Annotated in this window: 22 protein-coding genes and 2 riboswitches; of the genes, 17 read left to right on the forward strand and 5 right to left on the reverse strand. The window is 69.2% G+C overall.

The annotated features are described in order from the left end of the window. Positions 1–54: 54 nt before the first annotated feature. Entirely contained in the window at positions 55–2,103 is a 2,049-nt protein-coding gene (locus ACP15H_RS11325) for an NAD(+) synthase (RefSeq protein WP_425066285.1), read from the reverse strand. Between the two features lie 149 nt (positions 2,104–2,252). Here ACP15H_RS11325 and cobD point away from each other — a divergent pair, with 149 nt between their 5' ends. Both cobD and cbiB read left to right on the forward strand, forming a co-directional pair. Continuing rightward, on the forward strand, positions 2,253–3,236 hold the full coding sequence (gene cobD / locus ACP15H_RS11330; RefSeq protein WP_425066286.1) for a threonine-phosphate decarboxylase CobD: 984 nt from the start codon (positions 2,253–2,255) through the stop codon (positions 3,234–3,236). A gap of 43 nt (positions 3,237–3,279) precedes the next feature. Further along, positions 3,280–4,227 (forward strand): adenosylcobinamide-phosphate synthase CbiB, encoded by a 948-nt coding sequence (gene cbiB, locus ACP15H_RS11335; protein ID WP_425066287.1) that lies wholly within the window; start codon positions 3,280–3,282, stop codon positions 4,225–4,227. On the opposite strand, the gene ACP15H_RS11340 is transcribed toward cbiB, so the two are convergent. Continuing rightward, positions 4,214–5,665, reverse strand: a complete 1,452-nt coding sequence (locus tag ACP15H_RS11340) for a cobyric acid synthase (RefSeq protein ID WP_425069888.1) — start codon at positions 5,663–5,665, stop codon at positions 4,214–4,216. The two genes, cbiB and ACP15H_RS11340, sit on opposite strands and share 14 nt — an antisense overlap. Before the next feature lie 11 nt (positions 5,666–5,676). Next, positions 5,677–6,288: a cob(I)yrinic acid a,c-diamide adenosyltransferase gene (cobO, locus tag ACP15H_RS11345; RefSeq protein WP_425066288.1), complete on the reverse strand. Its 612-nt coding sequence runs from the start codon at positions 6,286–6,288 to the stop codon at positions 5,677–5,679. A gap of 45 nt (positions 6,289–6,333) precedes the next feature. Further along, positions 6,334–6,530: riboswitch (cobalamin riboswitch) on the forward strand. A gap of 28 nt (positions 6,531–6,558) precedes the next feature. Here cobO and ACP15H_RS11350 point away from each other — a divergent pair. The 9 genes from ACP15H_RS11350 to cobJ are packed head-to-tail and all read left to right on the forward strand — an operon-like array spanning position 6,559 to position 15,254. Continuing rightward, entirely contained in the window at positions 6,559–6,738 is a 180-nt protein-coding gene (locus ACP15H_RS11350) for a CbtB domain-containing protein (RefSeq protein ID WP_425066289.1), read from the forward strand. A gap of 9 nt (positions 6,739–6,747) precedes the next feature. Continuing rightward, complete coding sequence (locus ACP15H_RS11355; RefSeq protein WP_425066290.1) at positions 6,748–7,491, forward strand: CbtA family protein; 744 nt, start codon at positions 6,748–6,750, stop codon at positions 7,489–7,491. 22 nt (positions 7,492–7,513) lie between these two features. Continuing rightward, entirely contained in the window at positions 7,514–7,900 is a 387-nt protein-coding gene (locus ACP15H_RS11360; protein ID WP_425066291.1) for a DUF1636 family protein, read from the forward strand. Continuing rightward, positions 7,897–8,931, forward strand: coding sequence for a cobalamin biosynthesis protein CobW (gene cobW / locus ACP15H_RS11365; RefSeq protein WP_425066292.1), 1,035 nt, complete (start codon positions 7,897–7,899; stop codon positions 8,929–8,931). The genes ACP15H_RS11360 and cobW overlap by 4 nt, the downstream gene beginning before the upstream one ends. A gap of 3 nt (positions 8,932–8,934) precedes the next feature. After that, entirely contained in the window at positions 8,935–12,039 is a 3,105-nt protein-coding gene (locus ACP15H_RS11370; RefSeq protein WP_425066293.1) for a cobaltochelatase subunit CobN, read from the forward strand. Further along, positions 12,036–13,073: a precorrin-3B synthase gene (locus ACP15H_RS11375; protein ID WP_425066294.1), complete on the forward strand. Its 1,038-nt coding sequence runs from the start codon at positions 12,036–12,038 to the stop codon at positions 13,071–13,073. Before ACP15H_RS11370 ends, ACP15H_RS11375 begins: the two co-directional genes overlap by 4 nt. Beyond that, entirely contained in the window at positions 13,070–13,699 is a 630-nt protein-coding gene (locus ACP15H_RS11380) for a precorrin-8X methylmutase (RefSeq protein WP_425066295.1), read from the forward strand. The genes ACP15H_RS11375 and ACP15H_RS11380 overlap by 4 nt, the downstream gene beginning before the upstream one ends. After that, positions 13,696–14,454 (forward strand): precorrin-2 C(20)-methyltransferase, encoded by a 759-nt coding sequence (locus ACP15H_RS11385; RefSeq protein WP_425066296.1) that lies wholly within the window; start codon positions 13,696–13,698, stop codon positions 14,452–14,454. Before ACP15H_RS11380 ends, ACP15H_RS11385 begins: the two co-directional genes overlap by 4 nt. Continuing rightward, positions 14,451–15,254, forward strand: a complete 804-nt coding sequence (cobJ, locus tag ACP15H_RS11390) for a precorrin-3B C(17)-methyltransferase (RefSeq protein WP_425066297.1) — start codon at positions 14,451–14,453, stop codon at positions 15,252–15,254. The genes ACP15H_RS11385 and cobJ overlap by 4 nt, the downstream gene beginning before the upstream one ends. On the opposite strand, the gene ACP15H_RS11395 is transcribed toward cobJ, so the two are convergent. After that, positions 15,179–15,937: a cobalt-precorrin-6A reductase gene (locus ACP15H_RS11395; protein ID WP_425066298.1), complete on the reverse strand. Its 759-nt coding sequence runs from the start codon at positions 15,935–15,937 to the stop codon at positions 15,179–15,181. The genes cobJ and ACP15H_RS11395 overlap by 76 nt on opposite strands. On the opposite strand from ACP15H_RS11395, the gene cbiE reads away from it, so the two are divergent. From cbiE to cobM, 3 genes are read left to right on the forward strand one after another with little or no spacing between them, the layout of a single operon-like run. Continuing rightward, positions 15,936–17,174: a precorrin-6y C5,15-methyltransferase (decarboxylating) subunit CbiE gene (cbiE, locus tag ACP15H_RS11400; RefSeq protein WP_425066299.1), complete on the forward strand. Its 1,239-nt coding sequence runs from the start codon at positions 15,936–15,938 to the stop codon at positions 17,172–17,174. The two genes, ACP15H_RS11395 and cbiE, sit on opposite strands and share 2 nt — an antisense overlap. Further along, a complete protein-coding gene (locus ACP15H_RS11405) occupies positions 17,171–17,554 on the forward strand; it encodes a cobalamin biosynthesis protein (RefSeq protein ID WP_425066300.1) in 384 nt (127 codons plus the stop codon). Before cbiE ends, ACP15H_RS11405 begins: the two co-directional genes overlap by 4 nt. Then, the gene (cobM, locus tag ACP15H_RS11410; RefSeq protein WP_425066301.1) at positions 17,551–18,309 is read left to right on the forward strand and encodes a precorrin-4 C(11)-methyltransferase; all 759 of its coding nucleotides are present in this window, start codon (positions 17,551–17,553) and stop codon (positions 18,307–18,309) included. Before ACP15H_RS11405 ends, cobM begins: the two co-directional genes overlap by 4 nt. Here cobM and ACP15H_RS11415 read toward each other — a convergent pair. Further along, positions 18,282–19,412, reverse strand: a complete 1,131-nt coding sequence (locus ACP15H_RS11415; protein ID WP_425066302.1) for a cobalt-precorrin-5B (C(1))-methyltransferase — start codon at positions 19,410–19,412, stop codon at positions 18,282–18,284. The two genes, cobM and ACP15H_RS11415, sit on opposite strands and share 28 nt — an antisense overlap. On the opposite strand from ACP15H_RS11415, the gene cobA reads away from it, so the two are divergent. From cobA to ACP15H_RS11430, 3 genes are all read left to right on the forward strand, one after another. Next, positions 19,411–20,205 carry a uroporphyrinogen-III C-methyltransferase gene (gene cobA, locus ACP15H_RS11420; RefSeq protein WP_425066303.1) on the forward strand — a complete coding sequence of 265 codons (795 nt, stop codon included), beginning with the start codon at positions 19,411–19,413 and terminating at the stop codon, positions 20,203–20,205. The two genes, ACP15H_RS11415 and cobA, sit on opposite strands and share 2 nt — an antisense overlap. Continuing rightward, the gene (locus ACP15H_RS11425) at positions 20,196–21,497 is read left to right on the forward strand and encodes a cobyrinate a,c-diamide synthase (RefSeq protein WP_425069889.1); all 1,302 of its coding nucleotides are present in this window, start codon (positions 20,196–20,198) and stop codon (positions 21,495–21,497) included. Before cobA ends, ACP15H_RS11425 begins: the two co-directional genes overlap by 10 nt. A gap of 60 nt (positions 21,498–21,557) precedes the next feature. Further along, a riboswitch (cobalamin riboswitch) is annotated at positions 21,558–21,758 on the forward strand. Positions 21,759–21,856: 98 nt separating this feature from the next. Then, positions 21,857–23,917 carry a TonB-dependent receptor gene (locus ACP15H_RS11430; protein ID WP_425066304.1) on the forward strand — a complete coding sequence of 687 codons (2,061 nt, stop codon included), beginning with the start codon at positions 21,857–21,859 and terminating at the stop codon, positions 23,915–23,917. The last annotated feature ends 202 nt before the right edge of the window (positions 23,918–24,119 follow it).

Here is a 24,119-nt window from a genome sequence, read left to right on the forward strand (position 1 = left end):
ATTTTGGCCGCAGCGCGCAAACGACAGCCGGCCCGCCGCGTGAAATCGCGACCGCTATTTTTTGCCGGTCCCGGGGATCGCCTTCATCTCCTCGAGCCAGACGTCGGGGCTGCCGTCGGACGGCGCCCGCCAGTCGCCGCGCGGCGACAGTGATCCGCCGGAAGAGATCTTCGGTCCGTTGGGCACGGCGGAGCGCTTGAACTGGTTGGTGAAGAAGCGGCGCAGGAACAGCGCGAGCCAGCTGCGGATCTCCTCCAGCGTGTACGCACGCCGCGTTCCTTCCGGCAGATTGGCCGGCCAGGCGCCCTTCTCGATGTCGTGCCAGGCGTTCCAGGCGAGGAAGGCGATCTTCGACGGTCGGTAGCCGAGCCGCGTGAGGTAGAAGAGATTGAAGTCCTGCAGTGCGTAGGGTCCGACGAAGCTCTCGGTGGCCTGCACCACACCCTTGTCGCCGGCCGGAATCAGCTCGGGCGAGATCTCGGTGTTGAGGATGTCGTGCAGAATCTCGGCTGTCTCCTTGCTTACGTCGCCCGAGGCGGCGACGAAGCGGATGAGATGCTGGATCAGCGTCTTGGAGACCGAGCCGTTGGGATTGTAGTGGGACATGTGATCGCCCACCCCGTAGGTGCACCAGCCCAGGCCAAGCTCGGACAGATCGCCGGTGCCGACCACCATGCCGCGCTGCTGGTTGGCCAGGCGGAACAGATAGTCGGTGCGCAGGCCCGCCTGCACGTTCTCGAAGGTCACGTCGTAGACCTTCTCGCCCCTGCCGAAGGGATGACCGATGTCGGCCAGCATCTGCGTCGCGGCCGGCTTGATGTCGATCTCCGACGCGGTAACGCCGAGCGCCTTCATCAGCCGCCAGGCATTGGTGTACGTCTTGTCGGAGGTGCCGAAGCCCGGCATCGTATAAGCAAGGACGTTCTTGCGGCTGAGCCCGAGCTGGTCCATCGCGCGGCAGGCGACGATAAGCGCGTGCGTCGAATCGAGGCCGCCCGAGACGCCGATCACGGCATTCTCCGTCCGGCTCGACTGCAGGCGCTGCGCCAGCCCCTGGACCTGGATGTTGTAGGCCTCGTAGCAATTGTCGCGCAGCTTGGCGGGATCGGACGGCACATAGGGGAAGCGCTCGATGGCGCGGTCGAGGACGACCGGTTCCTTCGGTGGATCGAAGGCGAACAGGACCTGCCGGAAGCGCTCGACCCTTCCCTTCTCCTGCAGCGCGCAGTCGGCGAAGCCGTTGTAGCGCAGCCGCTCCTGGCGGATGCGACCGACATCGACGTCGGCCTTGATCATCGTCGACTCCCTCTCGAAGCGCGACGACTCGACCAGCTGGTCGCCCACTTCATAGATCGCCGCGTGGCCGTCCCAGGCGAGGTCGGTCGTCGACTCGCCCGGTCCCGACGCCGAGTAGGCATAGGCAGCGACCGCGCGCATCGACTGGCTGCCGCACAGAAGCCGTCGCGCCTCGGCCTTGCCGATGGTGATGTTGCTGGCCGACAGGTTGACCAGGAGCTCCGCCCCGGCCAGCGCCGCGTGGCTCGAGGGCGGGATCGGGACCCATACGTCCTCGCAGATCTCGACATGGAAGGTGAGATCGATGCCGGTCGCCTTGAACAGCAGGTCGGTGCCGAAGGGCACGGTCTGCCCGGCCAGCTCGAGTTCCTGGCAGATGACGTTGGCGCCCGAGATGAAATGGCGCTTCTCGTAGAACTCGCGATAGTTCGGCAGGAAGGTCTTGGGCACCACGCCCAGCACCTTGCCACGATGGATCACGACCGCCGTGTTGTAGAGCCGGTTCGTCACGCGCAGCGGCGCCCCGACGATCAGGACGGGGAAGAGATCGCGCGATGCCTCGACGACCCTGGCGATCGACCGCTCGACCTCGTCGAGCAGCGCGTCCTGCAGCAGCAGGTCCTCGATGGCATACGAAGAAAGCCCGAGTTCGGGAAAGACCATGACGGCCGCCCGCGCCGCGTCGCCCTGCGCCGCGAGTTTCAGCGTCTCGGCCAGATTGTAGGCCGCATCGGCCACGCGGGTGCGCGGCACGCAGCAGGCCACGCGCACGAACTCATGGGAATAAAGCGAAAAGAAATCGGACATCGGAACTCCAGCCATTCCCTACTGGTGCCTTGGACACCGGTTCCGATCAAGGGGCTTCAATACCTCGCCCGACTTCGGGCGGAGGCTCAGGATTTCGGCCGATCTCGTGCTACAGGAACTCTCCTCCTCTCCTGGCGACCAATCCATCAATGCAAGCAAGTGCAACCCGCGATCACGGCGGCGATATCGGGGCCGCAGCCGCCCGCTTCGGCGGCAAAGAGGACGAGTGGATCGACCTCTCGACGGGCATCAACCAGATGCCCTATCCCGTGCCGCACGTGCCCCCGTCCGCGTGGCAGTGCCTTCCTACCCGCGGGGCACGGGACGAACTCGTCGCCGCCGCCCGGGAAGCGTACGGCAGCGATGCCCCCATGGTGCCGCTCGCCGGCGCGCAGGCGGCGATCCAACTCGTTCCGCGTCTCGGTCCGACCGGCAAGGCCTCGGTCCTGGGCCCTACCTATAACGAACACGCGGCCGCACTCAGGACCCAGGGTTGGCAGGTCCGCGAGGAACGACAGCTCGAAGCGTTGCGCGGCGCCGACCTCGCCGTCGTCGTGAATCCCAACAATCCCGATGGGCGCGTCCATTCGCCGGACGATCTCGCGGCGTTGTCGAACGAGGTCGGCCTCCTTGTCGTCGACGAGAGCTTCGCCGATCCGACGCCATCGATGTCGCTTGCTCCCCGGGCCGGCCAAGGGCGGCTCGTCGTGCTGCGGTCGTTCGGAAAGTTCTACGGACTCGCGGGCGTGCGGCTTGGATTCGCCCTTGGCCCCGCCGACCTGGTTCGGGACCTCGCGGAACTCGCCGGCCCGTGGGCCGTGTCGGGACCGGCGATGGCGATCGGAGCGATCGCGCTTCGCGACGTACGCTGGGCAGAGGCGACGCGCACCCGACTGGCCCGGGATGCGCAGCGACTGGACTCACTCGCCGCCAACTCCGGCTGGAAGCTGGCGGGAGGCACCTCACTGTTCCGGCTGTTCGAGACACCGGCCGCCGGCGCCGCCCAGGAGAAGCTGGCGACGCGGCATGTCTGGTCGCGCACGTTTCCTTGGTCGCCGCACCTGGTCCGCCTCGGCATTCCCGCCGGAGAGCAACAGTGGCAGCCGTTGCAGGACGCCCTGCGCACCCCTTGATCGAAGTGGCAGAGCTCGTGGTGACGTAGTACGAGGTCGGCCGATGTCTCCCGGGATCGCCCTCGTCGCCATCGCCCTTGAAGCGCTGGTCTCCTATCCCGACGGCCTCTACCGCGCGATCGGACATCCCGTCACCTGGCTGGGGCGCCTGATCGCCTGGTGCGACACGAACTGGAACGACGAACGGCAGGACTTCGAGGCGCGCCGGATTCGCGGCGTCGCGACCGTCCTTCTGCTTCTCGCGGTCTCGCTCTCGACCGGCTTCCTGCTGCAGGCGTTCCTGCCCGCCTTGGTGTGCGGCATCCTGGGTTCGAGCCTGCTGGCGCAGCGCAGCCTCGACAGCCATGTCGTCGCCGTCGTCCGGGCTCTCGAGACGAGCGGCATCGAGGCCGGGCGGCACGCGGTGTCGATGATCGTCGGACGAGATACGCGTGACCTGTCCGAAGCAGGCGTCAGTCGCGCCGCGATCGAAAGCCTTGCAGAGAACTTCTCCGACGGTGTGGTCGCGCCGCTGTTCTGGATGGCCGCTGCCGGTCTTCCCGGCGCCATCGCCTACAAGGCGATCAACACGGCCGACAGCATGATTGGCCACAAGTCCGATCGCCATCACGCCTTCGGATGGGCTGCCGCGCGGCTCGATGACCTCGTGAACCTGCCGGCCTCCCGTCTGGCCGCCCTGTGGCTCGTCCTGGCGGCCGCCCTGCTCCCGGCCGCCTCACCGGCCGGTGCCTGGCGTACCGTGAGGCGGGACGCTCGCCTCCATGAGTCGCCGAACGCCGGCTGGCCCGAGTCGGCCATGGCCGGCGCCCTGGGATACCGGCTCGCCGGACCCCGATCCTACGAAGGCGATGTCGAGCCGGGACACTGGATCGGCGACGGTCGCAGCGAACTGGGCGCGGCCGACATAAGGCGGGCGCTGCGCCTCTACCGCATGGCTTGCGCGATCCAGGCGGCAGCACTCGTGCTGCTCTTCGTCCTCACCCTGGAGTGATTGCCGGCGTCCGCGCCATCGCGAGCAACCCGTCGCAATCGACGTGCGCCTCGAGGTGGTCGGCCAGCCGATCTAGCGTCGACTCGACCTCCGGTTCGTACCGGAGATCGGAGGCCTCTGCCCCGATGCGCTCCAGCCAGTGACGGCGCATCCGATCGTCGGCCAGCAGACCATGAATGTAGCACCCGGACACCCGGCCGGTGCGATCGACGGCACCGTCGACCTGTCCGGATGACAGGACCAGCAGCGGCGAAGGCGCACCGATCGTCCGCCCGACATGCATCTCGTAGCCCTTGAAGGGAACGTGGCCGTCGTGGCTGTGACCCTCGGTCTCGACCAGCACCTTGTCGCCCTCGAGTATCGTCTCGATCTCCAGCAAGCCCAGACCCGGGACGGTCGCCGGTGGCCCCTCGATGCCCGAGGGATCGCCGATGCTGCGTCCCAGCATCTGGTAGCCGCCGCAGATGCCGAGCACGTGCCCGCCGCGCCGCAGGTGCGCCATCAGGTCGATATCCCAGCCGGCCTCCCTGAGCACGCCGAGATCGGCGATCGTCGATTTCGATCCGGGCAGGATCACCAGGGCGGCGTCGCCGGGGATCGCCTCATGCGGCCTGAGGAAGACAAGGTCGACGCCAGGCTCCTGCTGCAGCGGGTCGAAGTCGTCGAAGTTCGAGAGGTGCGGGTAGGCCAGCACGAAGATCTTCACGCGTCCGCCGGCGCCGCGCGTTGGCAGGCCGAGGGCATCCTCGGCCGGCAGCCGGCCGGCGAGCGGAAAGTACGGAACGAGGCCGAGCGACTTCCAGCCGGTGTGTCGGGCGATGGTCGCCATCCCCTCCGCGAAGAGGCTCGGGTCGCCGCGAAAACGATTGACGATGAAGCCGACGATCCGCGCCGCATCGGCCGCATCGATGACGACCTTGGTCCCGACGAGGCTGGCGATCACGCCGCCACGATCGATGTCGCCCAACAGGACGACCGGCACGCCCGCCGCCTGCGCGAAGCCCATGTTCGCAATGTCGTTGCCGCGCAGGTTCACCTCCGCCGCCGAACCCGCCCCTTCCACCAGGATGAGGTCGGACCGGGCGGCGAGCACCAAGAAGCTCTTGAGCACCGCCTTCATCAGCCGGGGCTTCAGGGCCTGATACTCGCGCGCCTTGTATGTACCGACCGACTTGCCCTGAACCACGACCTGGGAGCCGATATCGCTCTGGGGTTTCAACAGGACGGGGTTCATGTGCACGCTGAGCGGGACTCCGGCGGCGCGCGCCTGCAGCGCCTGGGCGCGCCCGATCTCGCCGCCATCCGCCGTAACGGCGGCGTTGTTGGACATGTTCTGGGGTTTGAAGGGATTCACGCGCAGCCCGCGCCGGGCGAAGACCCGCGCCAGTCCCGCCACGATCATCGACTTGCCGACGTCCGAGCCCGTGCCCTGGATCATCAGGGCGAGCGTCAAAACTCGATCCCTTCCTGGGCCTTCACGCCGGCCGAGAAGTGATGCTTCACGAGCGTCATCTCGGTCACCAGGTCGGCGGCCTCGATGAGTTCGGCCGGCGCATTGCGCCCGGTAACGACGATGTGCTGGTCGGGACGTCGCGCCCTCAGAGCCGCGACCACCTTCGACTTGTCGAGATGGTCGTAGCGCAAGGCAATGTTGAGCTCGTCGAGGACAATCATGCGAATCGCTGTGTCGGCCATCAGCCGTTCCGTCGCGGCCCAGGCCTTCTCGGCCGCGGCCACGTCACGCGCCCTGTCCTGCGTCTCCCAGGTGAACCCTTCGCCCAGCGTGTGCCACTCGACCTGATCGCCGAAGCGCTCGACCGCGCTGCGTTCGCCGGACTGCCAGGCTCCCTTGCCGAACTGCACGACGCCACACCGGAAACCGCGGCCAAGCGCCCGGAGCAGCAACCCAAAGGCCGCCGTGGACTTACCCTTGCCCTTGCCCGTGTGCACGATGAGCAGGCCCTTCTCGAGGGTCTTTCCGGCCACCTCGGCGTCCTGGATGGCCTTGCGGTTGGCCATCTTCGCCTTGTGACGCGAGATTTCGTCCACTTCGTTCGCCACGGCCTCAGTCCCCTCAGCGCGTTTGACACCGGCGGAACGCCGGGGCTATCAGATGCCCGTGGTGGTGCGCCGTGACAAGCGCCCAGAGGGAATACCGGTGACGCCTCGTCGGCCAATCCGGAGCTGCCCCCGCAACTGTGAGCATGCAGCCCCAACCAATAAGCCACTGGCACTCGTGCTGGGAAGGCGGTTCGGGGCCCACGTATGTGAGCCAGGATACCTGCCGCCACGAATTGTGTCTGCTGCCGGAGGGGCAGCCTAGGAGGACGAATGACGACAGCAGTTGCGATCGGCTCTGGGAATCTGGAGCGCGCCGAAGTCCTGAAAGCCGCGATGGTGGCCCTGGTCCTGGGCTTGGGATTGCTCTTCCTCACCGGCTTCGCGCAGCCGGAAGTCATTCACAATGCCGCGCACGACGTTCGCCACGGCCTGAGCTTTCCCTGCCACTAAGCGCAGATCATGGTTGCGCGGGTTCTAAGGGTCGGCCTTCTGGCCGGGCTTTTTGCTGGGTTGTTGGTTGCCCTGTTACAGCAGGTGGTAACCACTCCGTTGATCCTCAAGGCGGAGACTTACGAAGCGGCCGCCGGCACTAGCGGCCAGGCCGCCGCGACGGCACGCACCAACGACGGACATGGGCACGACGGGCATGCTCATGATGGCCATGACGGTCCGCATGAGCATGGCGATGGCTGGAAGCCAAAGGAAGGCCTCGAACGCTTCGCCTTTACCGCGATCGCAACGATCGCCACCGCGGTCGCCGTATCCTTCCTGCTGCTGGCCGCCATGCTGATGGGTGGCGTCGCCATCGATCGCCGCACCGCCGTCGTCTGGGCGATGGCGGGCTTCATCGCGGCAGGCCTCGCCCCGGCGGCGGGCCTCGCCCCGGAACTGCCGGGCAGCGCGGCGGGCGACCTCGTCGGCCGGCAGGCATGGTGGGCCGCGACCGCGGTTGCGACGGCTCTCGCGCTCTGGCTGCTGGCGCGCTTCGATCGGCCGCTCGTGTTCGTCGGCGCGCTCGCCCTGCTCGTCCTGCCTCACCTGATCGGTCCGCCGCACGCACATGTCTTCGAAAGCAAGGTGCCAGCCGAACTCGCGGCCCGCTTCGCAGCCCTCTCGCTGGTCGTCCAGGCCGTTCTCTGGGCCAGCGCTGGCGCGATGATCGGCTACCTCTGGCCGAGATCAACGCCAAGCCCCGACCACTGACCGGCGTGCACTGGATCGAGAAATGGTGAAGATTTTCGTCTGCGTTTCCTGCCGCCAGCCGGGTGCCGAGGAAGGCCAGGAGCCGGTCCGTCCCGGCGAATCCCTTGCGAGCGCGCTGGAAAGCCGCGTTGCCGCGCAATCGGTGGGCGACAAGGTCGCGGTGTGCCGCGTCGAATGCCTCGCCGTGTGCGATCAGCCTTGCACCATCGCCCTCTCCGGCGAGGACAAATGGGGCTACGTGATCGGCAACATCGATGCAGACGCCCATGTGGACGAGACCCTGGATGCCGCGCTGAAACTCGTCACAGCTCCCAACGGGATCGTCCCGCTGCGCGACCGGCCCCCCTCCTTCCGCAAGGGCGTCGTCGCGCGGATCCCGCCCACGAACTTCGAAGGAAAGCGTCCATGACCAGCCTCGCCAAGGTGCCTTGCACGATCGTCACCGGCTTCCTCGGCGCGGGGAAGACGACGCTGGTTCGCCACGTGCTGGAGAACGCCGACGGCCGCCGCCTCGCCGTCGTGGTGAACGAGTTCGGCGACGTCGGGATCGATGGGGAGATCCTGAAGAACTGCGGCATCGAGAGCTGTACGGAGGACTCGATCGTCGAACTGGCCAACGGCTGCATCTGCTGCACCGTCGCCGACGACTTCATCCCGGCACTGACCGGCCTGCTCGATCGGCCGCTACCGCCGGAGCATATCGTGATCGAGACGTCGGGGCTGGCCCTGCCCAAGCCGCTGGTCCAGGCCTTCAACTGGCCGGCGATCGCCTCGCGCGTGACCGTAGACGGCGTCGTCGCCGTCGTGGACGGGTCGGCGGTCGCCGCCGGCCGGTTCGCCGACGACCCTGAAGCGCTCGCCCGTCAGCGGGCGGAGGACCCTTCGCTGGATCACGACAACCCGCTCGAGGAAGTCTTTGAGGACCAGATCCTGTGCGCCGACCTCGTGATCCTGAACAAGGCCGACCTGATCTCGGCCACCGAGCTCCAGCAGGTGAATGACCGCATCGGCCAGACGCTGTCGCCAGCCGTGAAGGTCGTCGAGGCCGAGAACGGCAAGGTGCCGATCTCCGTGCTGCTCGGCCTGGGTGCCAGGGCCGAGGCCGACGTCGAAAACCGGCGGTCGCACCACGACGACGAGGAAGACCACGACCACGAGGATTTCGAGACCTTCGTGGTCGAGATCCCATCCACTGACTCCGGTGCAGACCTCGCGGCGCGCATTGCCCGAACGGCCGAGCGGCACGACGTGCTGCGCGTGAAGGGCTTCGCCGAGGTGCGAGGCAAGCCGATGCGCCTGCTCGTGCAGGGGGTCGGCGGCCGGATCCAGCATCACTTCGACCGTGCCTGGAAGCCGGGCGAGGATCGGCGCGGCCGACTCGTCGTGATCGCCGAGAAGGGAATCGACCAGACCGCGGTCCGAGCCGACCTGCTGGGCTAGCCCATGCATGTGCTCGCGACACAGCTGGCGGGGCTCGACGAGGCCGACCAGGCGGTCGACCTCGGTCACTCACCGGCCGAGGTCGTGGTGCTCTCCTTCTCGGACAGCGACCTGTCGGCGCTGGCGGCGGCCTGGCCGCTCGACGCCGACCTGCTGCCGGACCTTCGTCTCGCCAGCCTGAAAAGGCTGCGTCATCCCCTGTCGATCGATCTCTACGTCGACAATGTCGTCGCCCGCGCCCGCGTCGTCATCCTGCGTTGCCTGGGCGGGCTCGATTACTGGCGGTACGGGGTCGAGCGGCTGGCCGACGTCGCGCGCGATCACGGCGTGCTGTTCGCGGCACTGCCGGGGGACGGCCGGCCCGACGCACGTCTCGCCTCGGCCTCGACGATGCCGCGTGCGTCGCTCGCCCTGCTCGACCGCTACTTCCAGGCCGGCGGACCCGACAACATGCGCCAGGCCTTGCGCCATGTCGCCGCCCTGCTTGGCCGGTCCGTCTCCTGCCTGCCCCCGGTCGCGGTCGACCCGCTCACCGTGACCGCGCAACCGCCCGACGGCCGGCCGAGTGCCCTCCTCGCCTACTACCGGGCCAACCTCGTGGCGGCCGACACGGCGCCCATCGACGCCCTCGCGGCCGCGCTCGAAGCCCGGGGCCTCGCCCCCGTGGCGGTCGCCGTCAGCAGCCTCAAGGACCCGGAAGTCGAGGCGCCGCTGGCCGCCGTGATCGAGCGCCACAAGCCGTCGATCATCCTCAATACGACGGCGTTCTCCGCGATGCGGGAGGACGACACCACGATCCTCGACCGGGCCGACGTCCCCGTCCTCCAGGTGGTGCTGGCCGGAAGCGACGAGAGGTCGTGGCGCGATTCGCCGCGCGGCCTTTCCCCCGGCGACATGGCCATGAACGTCGTGCTGCCGGAACTGGACGGCCGGCTGCTGACCCGGGCGATTTCCTTCAAGGAGGAGCAGCCCGCGGACCCGCGCCTGGAGCACGCCAGTGTGCGGCATGCCCCGCTGCCCGACCGCGTCGACTATGTCGCGCAGCTGGCGGCCAACTGGGTCGCTCTGGCGACGACGCCCCGCTTCGGGCGGCGCGTGGCCGTGGTGCTGTCGAATTATCCCGCGCGCGGCGGCCGCGCCGGCTACGCCGTCGGGCTGGATACCGTCCAGAGCACGCTCGAAATCCTCGCCCTCCTGCGCGATGCCGGCTTCGACACCGGCCGACAGGCCTGCCGTGAGGAAGACGTCGTCGCGCTGCTGAACGGCTCCCGGCCTCACCTTCGTTGCGGCAAGATCGTCGTACTTCTGCAGCCCGATCGCGGCTCGGGATACCATGATGTCGGCGCGGAACCGACGGCCGCCTATGTCGAGACCTATCGCTGGCTGCGCGAGGACGAGAAGATCCACGCGCTGGTCCATCTGGGCACGCACGGCACGCTGGAGTGGTTGCCCGGAAAGGCCATCGCTCTCTCGGCGGAGTGCTGGCCGGAGCGGGTACTCGGACCCGTGCCCGTGATCTACCCCTTCATCGTCAACAACCCCGGCGAGGCGATGCAGGCCAAGCGCCGGTTGTCGGCCGTGACCATAGGTCACCTCAATCCGCCCCTCAGCACGGCCGGACTGCACGGCGCTCTCGCAGCCATGGAGGGCATCATCGAGGAGTACGCTGCCGCCGACGGGCTCGATCGCCGGCGGCAACAATACCTCGAGGCCGAGATCGTCGAGCGCGCCTGGAGTTCCGGCCTCGCCGAGGAGTGCGGTCTCACGAGGGGCGAACAAAATCGTGAAGCCGTCGCCAAGCTGGACGCCCAGTTGTGCGACATCAAGAACCTGTTCGTGCGCGACGCGCTGCACGTCTTCGGTCGGGTATCCGACCCCGACTACGAGGCGTGCGCGATCGGTGAGCGCCAAGGCTTGATGGCGGCCCTGGATGGCCGGCGGGTCGCCCCGGGCCCGGCGGGTGCGCCTTCCCGCGGCCGTCCCGACGTGCTGCCCACGGGGCGGAACCTGAGCTCCATCGATCCCCGCGCCATCCCGAGCCGAACCGCCCTCGCCATCGGCAAGCGCGCCGCGGACGAGGTGGTGCGACGCTACCTTCAGGATCACGGCGACTACCCGCGCGCTCTGGTCATCGACCTGTGGGCCTCGGCGTCCCTGCGCACCGGTGGCGACGACCTCGCACAGGCCTTCAGCTATCTCGGCGTACGCCCGGTCTGGAACGACGGCTCGAGCCGGGTCACCGGCCTGGAGATCCTGCCGCTGGCCGTCCTGCAACGACCGCGCATCGACGTGACGCTCCGCATCTCGGGCCTGTTCCGCGACATCTTCGAGAGCCAGATCACGCTGTTCGACCTTGCGGTTCGCCGCGTCGCCGCGCTGGACGAGGAGGCCGCCGACAACCCGATCGCCGAAGCGGCGCGCCAAGGCGAGGACCTCGCACGCATCTTCGGCGGTGCTCCCGGCAGCTACGGCGCGCGGGCGAGCGCGCTCGCGCTGGACGGGGCATGGCAAACACGCGCCGATCTCGGCGACGCCTATCTGTCGGGTGCCACCCACGCCTACGGTGGCAGTGACGCAGGCCGTGCCGCACCCGAAACCTTTCGTCGGTTGGTTTCGGAGGCCGATGCGCTGGTCCACCCCCAGGATGACCGCGAGCGCGACGTGCTCGACGGCGACGGGGTTGCCGATTTCGCGGGCGGCTTCGCCGCCGCTGCCGCGCAACTCGGGAACGATCCCGAACTCTACCATCTCGACACGAGCCAGCCGGAAGCGCCCGCGGTCCGACGCCTGTCGGAGGAAATTTCCCGCATCGTCCGCGGTAGGCTCACGAACCCGCGGTGGATATCGGGCATGCTCGCCCACGGCCACGCCGGTGTCGCGGAGATGGCCCAGGCCGTCGATTCCCTCTACGCCTTCGCGGCCACTGCCGACGCGGTGCCGGCCTCGCTGTTCGATGCGACATACGCCGCCTTGATTGCCGACGAGGCGGTGTTTACGGCCATCAGGACCTGCAACCCGGCCGGTGCCGACGCCATCGTCGAACGCCTGCGGGACGCGCAGGCGCGCGGCCTCTGGGTCACGCGCCGTAACTCCTTGAGTGCATTATGACGTTTGCCGTCAAGGGATGGTGCCCGGGCGCGCTGCGGCCGATGGAAAGCGGCGATGGCCTGATCGTCAGGGTCAGACCCTGGAACAGCGCGCTGACGCCGGCGCAGGCGAGAGCCATCGCCGATGGCGCACGGCGCCATGGTAACGGCCTGATCGATCTGACGCGGCGGGCCAACCTGCAACTGCGAGGCGTCTCGCCGGCAACACTTGCCCCACTGCAGGAGGCGCTGGACCGGGCCGGCCTGCTCGACCGCGACCCCGAGGCCGAGGCCCTGCGGAACGTGATGGTTGGCCCGTTCGCGGGGACTGCCGCGCGAACGCTGGCCACTCGGCTCACCGAGGCCATCGTCGCAAACACCGGATTGAAGGGTCTACCTCCGAAATTCGCTTGGCTGGTCGACGACGGCGCGTTCCCCACCCTTCTCGATCAGAGAAGCGACGTCGCCCTCTGCCTTTTGGCTGACGGCGTCGCTGTGCGCGCCGGCCGCTCCTGGCTCGGCATCGTGGACCGGTCGCAAGCCGTCGAGACCGCCCTCGGGCTCGCCATCGGCCGACGCCCGGCCCTTGCGCCGCTGACCGTGCCGCCCGACTGTCGGCGCCCACCGCCCGGCATGGCGGTGCCGTTCGGCCGGCTGACCTGGGACCAGCTCTGCGGCGTCGCCGACCTCGCGGAGACCGCTGGATCGTCCGAAGTCAGGCTCGCCCCGTGGCGCTCGCTGTATATCGACGGCCCGATGGCCGACGCGGCCGCACTGGGGCTGATCGTCGATCCGGACGATCCGCTGTTGCGGATCGACGCCTGCCCGGGGGCGCCCGCCTGCCGCTCCAGCACGGTCGATACGCGCCGCGACGCGCGACGTCTCGCGGACAAGGGATTCGCCGGCACCGTCCACCTCTCGGGATGCGCCAAGGGCTGCGCCCGATCGACCGCCGCAGACCTGGTGCTGGTCGGCATGGACGGTCGCTACGGCGTGGTAAGGAACGGAACCCCGCACGACCCCGTGCTCTACACGATGACTCCCGACGAATTATGAGCCCCCGCGACTACATCCGGGACGGCGATGAAATCTATCGCCGATCCTTCGCCATCATCCGGTCCGAGTCGGAGCTGTCGCGCTTCTCGCGGCTCGAGGAACGGGTCGCCGTGCGCATCATCCATGCCTGCGGCATGACCGAGGTGGCGCGCGACATCGTGATGTCGCCGACCTTCGCGGAGCGGGCGCGGGCGGCGCTGCTGGCCGGGGCTCCGATCCTGTGCGATTCGCGCATGGTCGCGAATGGCATCACCCGGGCGCGGCTGCCGGCAGCGAACGAGGTGGTTTGTACGCTGGGCGATCCCGGCGTGCCCGACCTCGCGAAGCGGCTGGCCAACACGCGCACGGCGGCCGCGCTCGAGGTGTGGCGCGACCGGCTCGCCGGCGCCGTGGTGGCGATCGGCAACGCGCCGACCGCGCTGTTTCGCCTGCTCGAGCTGCTCGACGAGGGTGCGCCGGCGCCGGCCGCGATCATCGGCCTGCCGGTCGGCTTCGTGGGCGCGGCCGAGTCGAAGGACGAGCTGGCCGCTGACGGTCGCGTTCCCTTCCTGATCGTTAAGGGGCGCAAAGGCGGCAGCGCCATGGCCGTCGCCGCGGTCAACGCCCTGGCCAGCGAGGTCGAATGAGCCTGCTCGATTCCCTGGCCGGGTCTGCAACCCCCGGTACGCTTTACGGCATCGGCGTCGGCCCGGGCGACGTTCGCCTGCTCACGCTGCGGGCTGTCGGGCTCGTTCGGTCGGTCGACGTCGTGGCCTTCTTTGCCAAGCGCGGACAACAGGGCAACGCACGGCGCATCGTCGATCCGCTGGTGCCGGCGGACCGCACCGAACTCCGCCTCGAATACCCGGTGACCGAGGAACTGCCGGCGGACGGGCTTCCTTACCAGCAGCAGATCGGCGCCTTCTACCGCGACAGCCAGGAAAGGCTGGCCGGCCTGCTGAAAGCCGGTGCCTCGGTCGGCCTGCTGGCCGAGGGAGATCCCTTCTTCTACGGCTCTTTCATGCACATGTGGCGCCGCCTGGCGCCGCTCTTTCCCGTGGAGGTCGTACCGGGAGTCACCGGCATGTCCGGCTGCTGGACGCGCGCGGGCACCCCGATCACCTGGGGAGACGACACGCTCACCGTGTTGCCGGGGACTCTGCCCGAAGCCGATCTCACGGCGCGGCTCAAGGCCACCGACGCGGCCGTCATCATGAAGGTGGGCCGCAACCTGGCGAAGGTGCGCCGCGCCGTTGAAAGTGCGGGCGTGATGTCGCGCGCGGTCTATGTCGAGCGTGGCACGATGCCGGGCGAACGCATCCAGCCGCTTTCACAGTGCACCGACCAGCGCGGACCGTATTTCGGCATGGTCCTTATTCCCGGCAACGGGAGGCAGATTTGACGGCCCGCCCGCGCGGCTCCCTGGTGATCGTCGGGACCGGACCCGGCGCGCCCGACCTCATGACGCCCGCGACGACGAGGGCGATTGCGCGCGCGACCGACCTCGTCGGCTACGGCCCCTACCTGGACCGCATTCCGCCCGGACAGGGCGACCAGACGCGGCACGCCTCCGACAACAGGGTCGAACTGGATCGCGCCCGGCTCGCGCTCGACCTTGCCGCGCAGGGCCGCGACGTAGCGGTCGTCTCGGGAGGCGACCCCGGTGTCTTCGCCATGGCCGCAGCGGTGTTCGAAGCCATCGAGAAAGGCGACCCGTGCTGGGCCTCGCTCGATATCCGCGTGGAGCCGGGCGTGACGGCGATGCTCGCGGCGGCGGCGGCGGTCGGCGCGCCGCTGGGCGGCGACTTCTGCGCCATCTCCCTCTCGGACAATCTCAAGTCGTGGACGACCATCGAGCGGCGGCTGGTGGCGGCAGCCGAAGGCGACTTCGTGATCGCTCTCTACAATCCCGCCTCGCGGGCGCGGCCGCACCAGCTGGGAGAGGCGCTGCGCGTGCTGTCCGCGCGCAAGCCCCTCTCCACCCCGGTGCTGTTCGTTCGGGCTGCCGGCACGCCGGACTGCCGCGTGATCGAGGCGACGCTCGGGAACGTGGACCCGGGCAAGGCCGACATGCGCACACTGGTCATCGTCGGCGCGAGCACGACGCGGCGCGTTGGACGCTGGATCTACACGCCGCGCCGCGAAGGCGAGCGTACCTCGGCCAGCCAGCGCAAGGCCTCCTCGGGATTGCTGACGACATGACTCGCCGGTTTGCCCGGTCGCCTCACCATGATGACGGGCAGGCCGAGGTCGCGCGCGGCCTCGACCTTCGCGAAGGTTGCCGTCCCACCGGAGTTCTTGGTCACGACCACCTCGATCCGACTGTCCGCGAGCAGCGCGCGCTCGGCCTCGCGCTCGAACGGCCCGCGCGCCTGGATGAGGCGCATGTCGGGCGGCATCCTCTCGCCGGCCGGAAGATCGATGACCCGCGCCACATAGTGGTGCTGGGGCGCGATGGCAAAGCGATGCAGTTCCTGGCGGCCGACCCCGAGGAAGACGCGGCGTGGCATCACGCCGATCGCCAGAGCGGCCGCGTCCGCGCTCGCCACCTCATGCCAGTCGTCCCCCGCCACCGGCTGCCAGCATGGACGCACCACCGAGACCAGCGGGATGCCGACCTGCCGACAGGCCTCGGTCGCGTTGGCGGAGATCTGCGCGGCGTAAGGATGAGTGGCATCGATCACGGCGTCGACTCGCTCGGCCGCCAGCCAGGCCGCCAGCCCCGGGACACCGCCGAACCCGCCTATGCGGGTCGCGATCGGCTGAGGCCGGGGCGAGTTCGTCCGGCCGGCCAGCGAAAGCGTCGCCTTGAAGCGCACGTCTCCCGCGAGGAGCCGCGCCAGGGTCGACGCCTCCGTCGTGCCGCCGAGAACGAGAATACGCATGGCTGAGCGGCCAGACTGCATGACCGGCCGTTGGCTGTCCATCATCGGCGTCGGCGAGGACGGGGTCGACGGCCTGTCGCCGGTGGCGCGACGCCTGATCGCGGATGCCGAGCTGGTGCTGGGCGGCCGCCGTCACCTCGCGCTGGCCGAGGGCCTGTCGACCGGACGGCAGGTGCCATGGCCCAGCCCGATCGCCGAGGCGCTGATCGAGATCGAGGGGCATCGCGGCCGCCCGGTGGTCGTGCTCGCCAGCGGCGATCCCTTCCATTTCGGCGTGGGCGACATGCTGATGCGGCGCTTTACGCCCGATGAGATGCTCTGCCTGCCCGCGGCTTCGGCTTTCAGCCTGTCCGCCGCGCGGCTGGGCTGGTCGCTCCAGGCAGTCTCGACGGTCAGCCTGCACGGCCGGCCGCTCGCCGGCATCGTGCGCTATCTCCAGCCCGGCGCCCGCCTGCTGGCGCTGGCATGGGACGGCGAGACGCCGGCCGCGCTGGCGCGATTGCTGACCGAGCGCGGCCTGGGACGCACGACCCTGACGGTGCTGGAACGGCTCGGCGGCCCAGCGGAGCGCATCCGGCGGGCGACGGCCGAGGGCTTCGATCTCGACGGCGTCGATGCGCTGAACACGATCGCCCTCGAGATCGTCGCGTCGCCGGAGGCACAGATCGTCGCCCTGTCGCCGGGCCTTGAAGACGACCAGTTCGAGAGCGACGGCCAGTTGACCAAGCGCGAGGTCCGCGCCGTGACGCTGGCTGCGCTCGCGCCACGCCAGGGCGAACTTCTCTGGGATGTCGGCCTGGGAGCCGGCTCGGTCGCCATTGAGTGGCTGCTGCGCCATCCGTCGATGAAGGCCATCGGCATCGAGGCGGCGCCCGAGCGCGCGGCGCGCGCCGCCCGGAACGCGGCGCGGCTCGGAACCCCCGATCTCGAGATCGTGCAGGGGCGCGCGCCGGAGGCGCTGCGCGGGCTCGCGGTACCCGACGCCGTCTTCCTGGGCGGCGGTGTCGCCGACCCGGCGACATTCGAGGCGGCCTGGGCCTCGCTCCGGCCCGGCGGCCGTCTCGTCGCCAATTCCGTGTCGCTCGCAAGCCAGGCGCGGCTCATCGACCTTTTCGGCCGTCACGGCGGCGAGATCGTCCGGCTCGACATCGCGCGCGCCGGCGCCGCCGGCATGGGCAAGGTTTTCGTCTGGCGCCCGATGTCGCCCATCGTGCAATGGAGGGCGAGGAAGCCATGATCGCGGCAGGTGTCGGAAGCCGGCGCGCCGTCAGTGCAGACGAGATCGAGGAAGCGGTGCATCTCGCTCTCTGCTGCTTCTCCGTGGCCGCCTCTTCGCTGGAGATCCTGGCGACAGAACGCGAAAAGGCGGGCACGGCCGTCTATGTCGAGGCAGCGCGGCGCCTTGGTCTGACGCTGATCGGCGTGTCGTCCGGCGACCTTGGCCATGCTGCCAACCGGGTGCTGACGCGCTCGGCGCGCGCGCTCGAGGCCAAAGGCGTGCCGTCGATCGCCGAGGCGGCAGCCTTATGCGCCGCCGGCGCCAATGCGCGCCTCCTGGGCGCCCGCGTCGCCACGGCGCGCGCGACCTGTGCCATTGCGGTTGGAGATACCGAATGACTGTCCATTTCATCGGCGCCGGCCCCGGGGCCGCCGACCTGATCACCGTGCGCGGGCGCGACCTGATCGCGCGTTGCCCGGTGTGCCTCTACGCCGGATCGCTGGTGCCGAAAGCCCTGCTCGACCACTGCCCACCGGGCGCGCGCGTCGTCGATACCGCGCCCTTGTCGCTCGACGAGATCGTCGCCGAGTGCCGCCGGGCGACCGAGAACGGCGATGACGTGGCGCGGCTGCACTCCGGCGATCTGTCGATCTGGAGCGCGCTGGGCGAGCAGGCCCGCCGGCTCGATGCCGAAGGCATCCCCTTCACCGTAACGCCCGGCGTGCCCGCGTTCGCCGCGGCTGCGGCGTCGTTGCGTCAGGAGCTGACGCTGCCCGAGGTGGCGCAGACCGTGATCCTGACCCGCACGTCGGGGCGCGCCTCGGCCATGCCCGAGGGCGAGGATTTGAAGGCCTACGCGGCCACCGGAGCGACGCTGGCGATCCACCTGTCGATCCACGTGCTGGACCGCGTGGTGTCCGACCTGACGCCCTTCTATGGCGCCGAATGCCCGGTCGCGGTCGTCTACCGCGCCACCTGGCCGGACGAACAGGTGATTCGCGCGACCCTGGCGACGATCGTCGCCGAGGTGTCGGCCCGGCCGATCGAGCGCACCGCGCTGATCCTGGTCGGCCGGGTGCTGGGCGCGCGCGATTTCAGGAACAGCGCTCTCTACGACGCCGACTATCAGCGACGGTTCCGGCGATCGTCATGAGCTTCGCCGACCAGTCGCCCCTCGCGGTCGAACACGACCGTGTCGATCTCGATCTCGCTGCCCTCGAGCACGTCCTGCGCGGTCTTGCGGGCGGCGCGCGCCACCAGCGCGCCGACGGCGACGCCGCGGCGCTCGGCTTCCTGAAGGACCTGCAGCGCGGAGTTGGCCTCCCGACACCGTTCGACGAGGTCGGCGGGCGCATTCGCCTCGCGCAGCAGGTTGGCCAGCCAGGCCCTGTCGACCTGCCCCTTTCCGGAATGGAGATCGAGCAGTCCCTGGCCGAGCTTCGTCATCTTCGCGAAGCCGCCGGCGATGGTGACGCGCCGCACGGGGTGCCGGCGCAGATACTTCAGCATGCCGCCGACGAAGTCGCCCATCTCGATCAGGGCGCCTTCCGGCAGCCCATGCAGCCGCTGCACCGCGCCCTCCGAAGTCGAGCCGGTCGCCCCGGCGACGTGATCGACGCCCGTCGCGACCGCGACGTCGATGGCGCGGTGGATCGAGTGGATCCAGGCCGCGCAGGAAAACGGCACGACGATTCCCGTCGTCCCCAGGATCGACAGGCCGCCGACGATGCCGAGGCGGCCGTTCATCGTCTTCGCGGCCAGGTCCTGTCCACCCGGAATCGAGATCTCGACCACAACATCGCCGCTGCCGCCGAAGCGTTCGACGACCTCGCGGATCGCCTGCCGCATCATCTCGCGCGGCACCGGATTGATGGCGGGCTCGCCCGGCGGGATCGGCAGGCCGGGCTTGGTGACCGTGCCGACGCCCTCTCCCGCCCGGAAGACGACGCCCGACCCTGCGGGACCGCGCGACACCGTCGAGCGCACCAGCGCGCCATGCGTCACGTCCGGGTCGTCGCCTGCATCCTTCACGACCCCGGCGCGGGCGACGCCTTCCGGCAGAAGTTCGCTGTTGGCGAGGGTGAACGCCACCCTGCTCCCGGAGGGAAGCGCAATTTCCACGGGGTCCGGGAAGCGGCCCGTCACCAAGGCCTCGTACGCCGCGCGCGTCGCCGCCGTGGCACACGCGCCCGTCGTCCAGCCGCGTCGCAGAGGACGTTCCCGCTCCTGATCGCCCATGTCGACCGTGCCGCCCATGTTTTCGCTGCCTAATACCTTTCCCGAGTTTCCCGAGTTTCCACGCGGGGAAGTCTGGCTCGCCGGCGCGGGCCCCGGCGACCCGCGCCTGCTGACGCTGCTGGCCCTGCATGCCCTGTCGCAGGCCGAGGTCATCGTACACGACGCGCTGGTCGACAAGCGGGTTTTGGCTCTGGCCTCGTCGCGCGCCAGCCTGATACCGGTCGGCAAGCGCGGCGGCCAGCCATCCCCCCGCCAGCGCGACATCAACGCGATCCTGGTCGAACAGGCGAGTCTCGGTCACCGTGTCCTGCGGCTGAAGGGCGGCGACCCGTTCGTGTTCGGCCGCGGCTGGGACGAAGCGATCGCGCTGGCCGACGCCGGCGTGTACTTCCGCATCATCCCCGGCCTGACCTCCGGCCTCACCGCCACCGCCCTGGCGGGAATTCCCGCGACCACACGGGAAACCAACCCGGCAGTCGTGCTGGCGGCCGGCCATCGTGCCGAGGACGGCAGCTCCAGGGCGGACTGGGAAGCGCTCGGCCGACTGGGCCAGCCGATCCTGCTCTACATGCCGCTGTTGCAGCTTCCCGACGTGGCGATCGCCCTCCAGCGCGGCGGCCTGGCGGCCGACACGCCGGCTGCCTTCATCCAGTCGGCCAGCAAACCCGACGCGAGGGTCGTCGAGACGACGCTTGCGCGCTTGGTCGAGGACGCGACCCTCAACGGCGTGGCGTCCCCGACCATCGTGGTGATCGGCACCATCGCCGGCCTGCGCAGCCGCCTGCGCACCTATCTGGTGGACTGGCCGTGACGCCGGGCGTCGTCGTCGCAGCAACGCGCTCGGGCGCCGGCAAGACGACGATCGCGCTCGGGCTCATGCGGGCCCTGGTCCGGCGCGGCCATGCCGTCCAACCCTACAAGTGCGGACCGGACTACATAGATCCCGCCTTCCATGGCGTCGCCGCCGGTCGCCCCTCCTACAATCTCGACCATTGGGCCATGAGCCCGCCGACGCTGGCGGCGCTGGCCGCCGGCCACCCGGCGGACATCGCCGTGGCAGAGGGCGTCATGGGCCTGTTCGACGGCACAGGCGGGCGGGGCGCCACCGCCGACGTCGCCGCTGCCGTCGGCTGGCCGGTGATCCTGGTGCTCGACGTCACCGGCCAGACCGAGACCGCCGCCGCCATCGCCGCGGGATGCGCACGCTACCGCGAGGACGTGCAGGTCGCCGGCGTGATCCTCAATCGCGTATCGAGCCCGCGGCACCTGTCGCTGATCCGCCCTGCCCTGGCTCGTATTGGCCTCCCGCTGCTCGGGGCGATACCGCGCGACGCCCGGCTGACTCTGCCCGAACGCCATCTCGGCCTGGTGCAGGCGTCGGAGACGACGGACCTCGACGCGCGCCTCGACGACTTCGCCGCGGTGATCGGCGACACCATCGACCTCGACGCCGTCCTGCAGGCCGCCCGACCGTCGCGCGCCAGCGGCACGGCGGTCGGACTGATCGATCCGCCGGGCCAGCGGATCGGGCTCGCACGCGACAGCGCGTTTTCGTTCACCTACCCTCATATGCTGGCGAACTGGCGCACGCGCGGCGCCGAGATCATTCCGTTCTCGCCGCTCGCCGACGAAGCGCCGCCGGCCGATGCGGATGCGATCTGGCTGCCGGGCGGCTACCCCGAACTGCATGCCGCCCGGTTGTCGCACGCGGCGCATTTCGGGGAGGGGCTACGTCGTGCCGCCGCCCGCGCCGTGTCGATCCATGGCGAATGCGGCGGCTACATGGTGTTGGGTCAGGGACTCGAGGATGCCGAGGGCCACCGCCACGCGATGGTGGGGCTGCTCGGGCTCGAGACGTCCTTCTCGAAGCGTCGCCTCCATCTCGGCTACCGCCAGGCCCGCCTGCTGGCCGACAGCAGCCTCGGAAGAGCCGGCACGGAGATTCTCGGGCATGAGTTCCATTACGCCACCGTTCTCTCCGCGACCGACCCGGCGCTGGTGGACTGCCGCGATGCCGCCGGGGCAACGGCAAAGGAAGGCGGCGCGCGGCGCGGCTCGGTGTCGGGTTCCTTCTTCCATGCCATCGCACGGCGGCATGATTGAAATCGCAAACGGGCGCGCTTCTGCGCCCGGTGATTTTGTTGACTCGGGCCGGGGCCTGCCTATTCTTTGCCGATCTCCGGTCCTCCTAACCGAGGTTAATTGGGAACGCCGTGACGTCCTGCGAAGGATCAATCGGCGGCTGTACCCGCAGCTGTAAGCGGCGAGCGACTGTCTAAATGGCCACTGGACCCTTGGGTCCGGGAAGGCAGGCAGAAGCAAAGACCCGCAAGCCAGAAGACCAGCCGGCGATAGCGTCGCTTTTCCGCGGACGGGAGTTTCCGGCGGAACGGTTCACCGGTCGGTGACGCGCAGTCGTGTGTGTCACCCTGGAGGACCGTCTTATGACGCGGTGCCGTCGCTTGTTCGTTGCCTTGATCGTTCTAACGCCCGCTCCCTCGGTCGCACAGACCGACCCGTTCGGCCCGGGGACCGGTGCGTCGACCGTCCTGCCCGCGGTCACCGTCGTTGCGCCCCGCGCGCTCGAGGCCGAGCCGACGGACGCCGCGAGCGAAAAGCGAATCTCCGGCGAAACCCTCAATACGCGCCCCATCGCGCGAACGGGCGAGGTCCTGGAAGCGGCGCCCGGCCTGATCGTTTCGCAGCACAGCGGCGAGGGAAAGGCCAACCAGTTCTTCCTCCGCGGGATGAACCTCGACCACGGCACCGATCTCGCGATCTGGCTGGACGGCATGCCCTTGAACATGCGCACGCACGGTCACGGCCAGGGATATGCCGACGTCAACTTCCTGATCCCGGAGCTGCTCGAGAAGATGGTGGTCAAGAAGGGCCCCTACTGGGCAGAAGAAAGCGACTTCGCGTCCGCCGGCTCGCTGCGGCTCTCCTACGCCGACCGGCTCGAAAGCAACATCGCCCTCGTGACCGGTGGCAGCTTTGGCTACTGGCGCGGGCTGACCGCCGGGACGGTGGCCGTCGGCGCCGGCTCGATCACCGCGGCTGGCGAACTGGTGTTCTACGACGGGCCCTGGCAGGCCTCCGACGCGCTGCGCAAGTTCAACGGCTTCCTCCGCTACAGCGAGGGCACGCCCGACAACGGCCTCGCCATCACGGCGCTCGCCTACACCAACTCGTGGCACGCCACCAACCAGATCCCCAACCGAGCGGTCTTCGACGGCAGCCTGTCACGCTGGGGAGCGGTCGATCAGACCGACGGCGGCGACACGCAGCGCTATTCCCTTTCGATGCGCTGGAGCCGCAGCGGCGACGCCGGCGCCACCCTCGTCGAAGCCTACGGCATCTACACGACGCTGAACCTCTACAACAATTTCACCTACTTCCTCGACGACCCGAACCTCGGCGACCAGTTCCAGCAGTCCGACAAGCGCAAGATCCTCGGTTTCAACGCCAGCCACTTGTTACGCCACGACCTCGCCGGGTTCCGCTCGGAGACGATGGTCGGCACCCAAGTACGCTATGACGACATCGGCGTCGGTCTGTTCAACACATTCCAGCGTACCGCCTTCAACACGGTGCGCTACGACCAGGTGAGCGAGACCAGCGTCGGCCTCTACGCGCGCAACACCACGCAGTGGACCGACTGGCTGAAACTGACGCTCGGCGTCCGCGCCGACCTGTTCATGGCCTCGGTCGACAGCACGACGCAGCCGCTGAACTCCGGCAACACCTCGGCATTCCTCGCCAGCCCCAAGGCCGGCATCGTGTTCGGCCCCTTCGAGCGCACCGAGTTCTACCTAAACGGCGGATTCGGCTACCACAGCAACGACGCGCGCGGCGCCACCATCACCGTCAATCCCGGGGATCCGACCCAGCCGATCGGCGCCCTGCCCCTGCTCGTCCAGTCGAAGGGCGCCGAGATCGGCGTGCGCAGCCAGGCGCTCAAGGGCTTCGATACCTCGCTCGCGCTGTTCATGCTCGACTTCAACTCCGAGTTGCTGTTCGTCGGCGACTCGGGAACGACGATCGCCAGCCGGCCGAGCCGACGCATCGGCGTCGAGTGGACCAACAGCTATCGCCCCACCGCGTGGGCGAGCTTCGACCTCGATCTCGCCTTCACGCGTGCCCGCTTTACCGACTGGTCCCCCGAAGGCGACCTGATCCCCGGCGCGCCGGACTTCGTCGGCTCGGCGGGCATGACCCTCGGCAGCGACACAGGCTGGTTCGGCGCACTTCGCCTGCGCAGCCTCGGACCGCGGCCGCTGCTCAGCGACGGCAGCGTCTGGTCGAACTTCACCACCACGCTCAACGGGCGCTTCGGATACATTTTCGAGTCTGGCTTCAAGCTCAACCTCGACGCCTACAACCTGCTCAATACGCAGGCGAGCCAGATCGACTATTATTACCCATCGCGTCTCTCCGGCGAACCGGCCGGCGGTGTCGCGGACCGCCAGTTCCATCCGGTTGAACCACTGGCGTTCCGGCTCACCCTCGCCAAGGCGCTGTAGGCATTTCGCGTCTTTGCCGGCTGCCCGTTCCTGACCGATCGGGCAGCGAGCGGCCGCCTTGCAAAGATGAATGGCGGCCAGGGAGATCCGACGTCGCGAGGGCGCGGCGCCACTCCGCGGAAGCGTGTGCGCCGAGCCACGCCTCCCACAGCGACTTGTCGTCCGGTTGGAGGCGAGAGGGCGGAGGTCTGCAGGCCGGGTT

The organism is Reyranella sp., assembly GCF_965249915.1.
GTDB lineage: Bacteria > Pseudomonadota > Alphaproteobacteria > Reyranellales > Reyranellaceae > Reyranella.

Coding starts and splice junctions, on each gene's coding strand:
- ACP15H_RS11325 (WP_425066285.1), bottom strand. CDS start 2,103: ATGTCCGATTTCTTTTCGCTTTATTCCCATGAGTTCGTGCGCGTGGCC.
- cobD (WP_425066286.1), top strand. CDS start 2,253: ATGCAAGCAAGTGCAACCCGCGATCACGGCGGCGATATCGGGGCCGCA.
- cbiB (WP_425066287.1), top strand. CDS start 3,280: ATGTCTCCCGGGATCGCCCTCGTCGCCATCGCCCTTGAAGCGCTGGTC.
- ACP15H_RS11340 (WP_425069888.1), bottom strand. CDS start 5,665: ATGATCCAGGGCACGGGCTCGGACGTCGGCAAGTCGATGATCGTGGCG.
- ACP15H_RS11350 (WP_425066289.1), top strand. CDS start 6,559: ATGACGACAGCAGTTGCGATCGGCTCTGGGAATCTGGAGCGCGCCGAA.
- ACP15H_RS11355 (WP_425066290.1), top strand. CDS start 6,748: ATGGTTGCGCGGGTTCTAAGGGTCGGCCTTCTGGCCGGGCTTTTTGCT.
- ACP15H_RS11360 (WP_425066291.1), top strand. CDS start 7,514: ATGGTGAAGATTTTCGTCTGCGTTTCCTGCCGCCAGCCGGGTGCCGAG.
- cobW (WP_425066292.1), top strand. CDS start 7,897: ATGACCAGCCTCGCCAAGGTGCCTTGCACGATCGTCACCGGCTTCCTC.
- ACP15H_RS11370 (WP_425066293.1), top strand. CDS start 8,935: ATGCATGTGCTCGCGACACAGCTGGCGGGGCTCGACGAGGCCGACCAG.
- ACP15H_RS11375 (WP_425066294.1), top strand. CDS start 12,036: ATGACGTTTGCCGTCAAGGGATGGTGCCCGGGCGCGCTGCGGCCGATG.
- ACP15H_RS11380 (WP_425066295.1), top strand. CDS start 13,070: ATGAGCCCCCGCGACTACATCCGGGACGGCGATGAAATCTATCGCCGA.
- ACP15H_RS11385 (WP_425066296.1), top strand. CDS start 13,696: ATGAGCCTGCTCGATTCCCTGGCCGGGTCTGCAACCCCCGGTACGCTT.
- cbiE (WP_425066299.1), top strand. CDS start 15,936: ATGGCTGAGCGGCCAGACTGCATGACCGGCCGTTGGCTGTCCATCATC.
- ACP15H_RS11395 (WP_425066298.1), bottom strand. CDS start 15,937: ATGCGTATTCTCGTTCTCGGCGGCACGACGGAGGCGTCGACCCTGGCG.
- ACP15H_RS11405 (WP_425066300.1), top strand. CDS start 17,171: ATGATCGCGGCAGGTGTCGGAAGCCGGCGCGCCGTCAGTGCAGACGAG.
- cobM (WP_425066301.1), top strand. CDS start 17,551: ATGACTGTCCATTTCATCGGCGCCGGCCCCGGGGCCGCCGACCTGATC.
- cobA (WP_425066303.1), top strand. CDS start 19,411: ATGTTTTCGCTGCCTAATACCTTTCCCGAGTTTCCCGAGTTTCCACGC.
- ACP15H_RS11415 (WP_425066302.1), bottom strand. CDS start 19,412: ATGGGCGGCACGGTCGACATGGGCGATCAGGAGCGGGAACGTCCTCTG.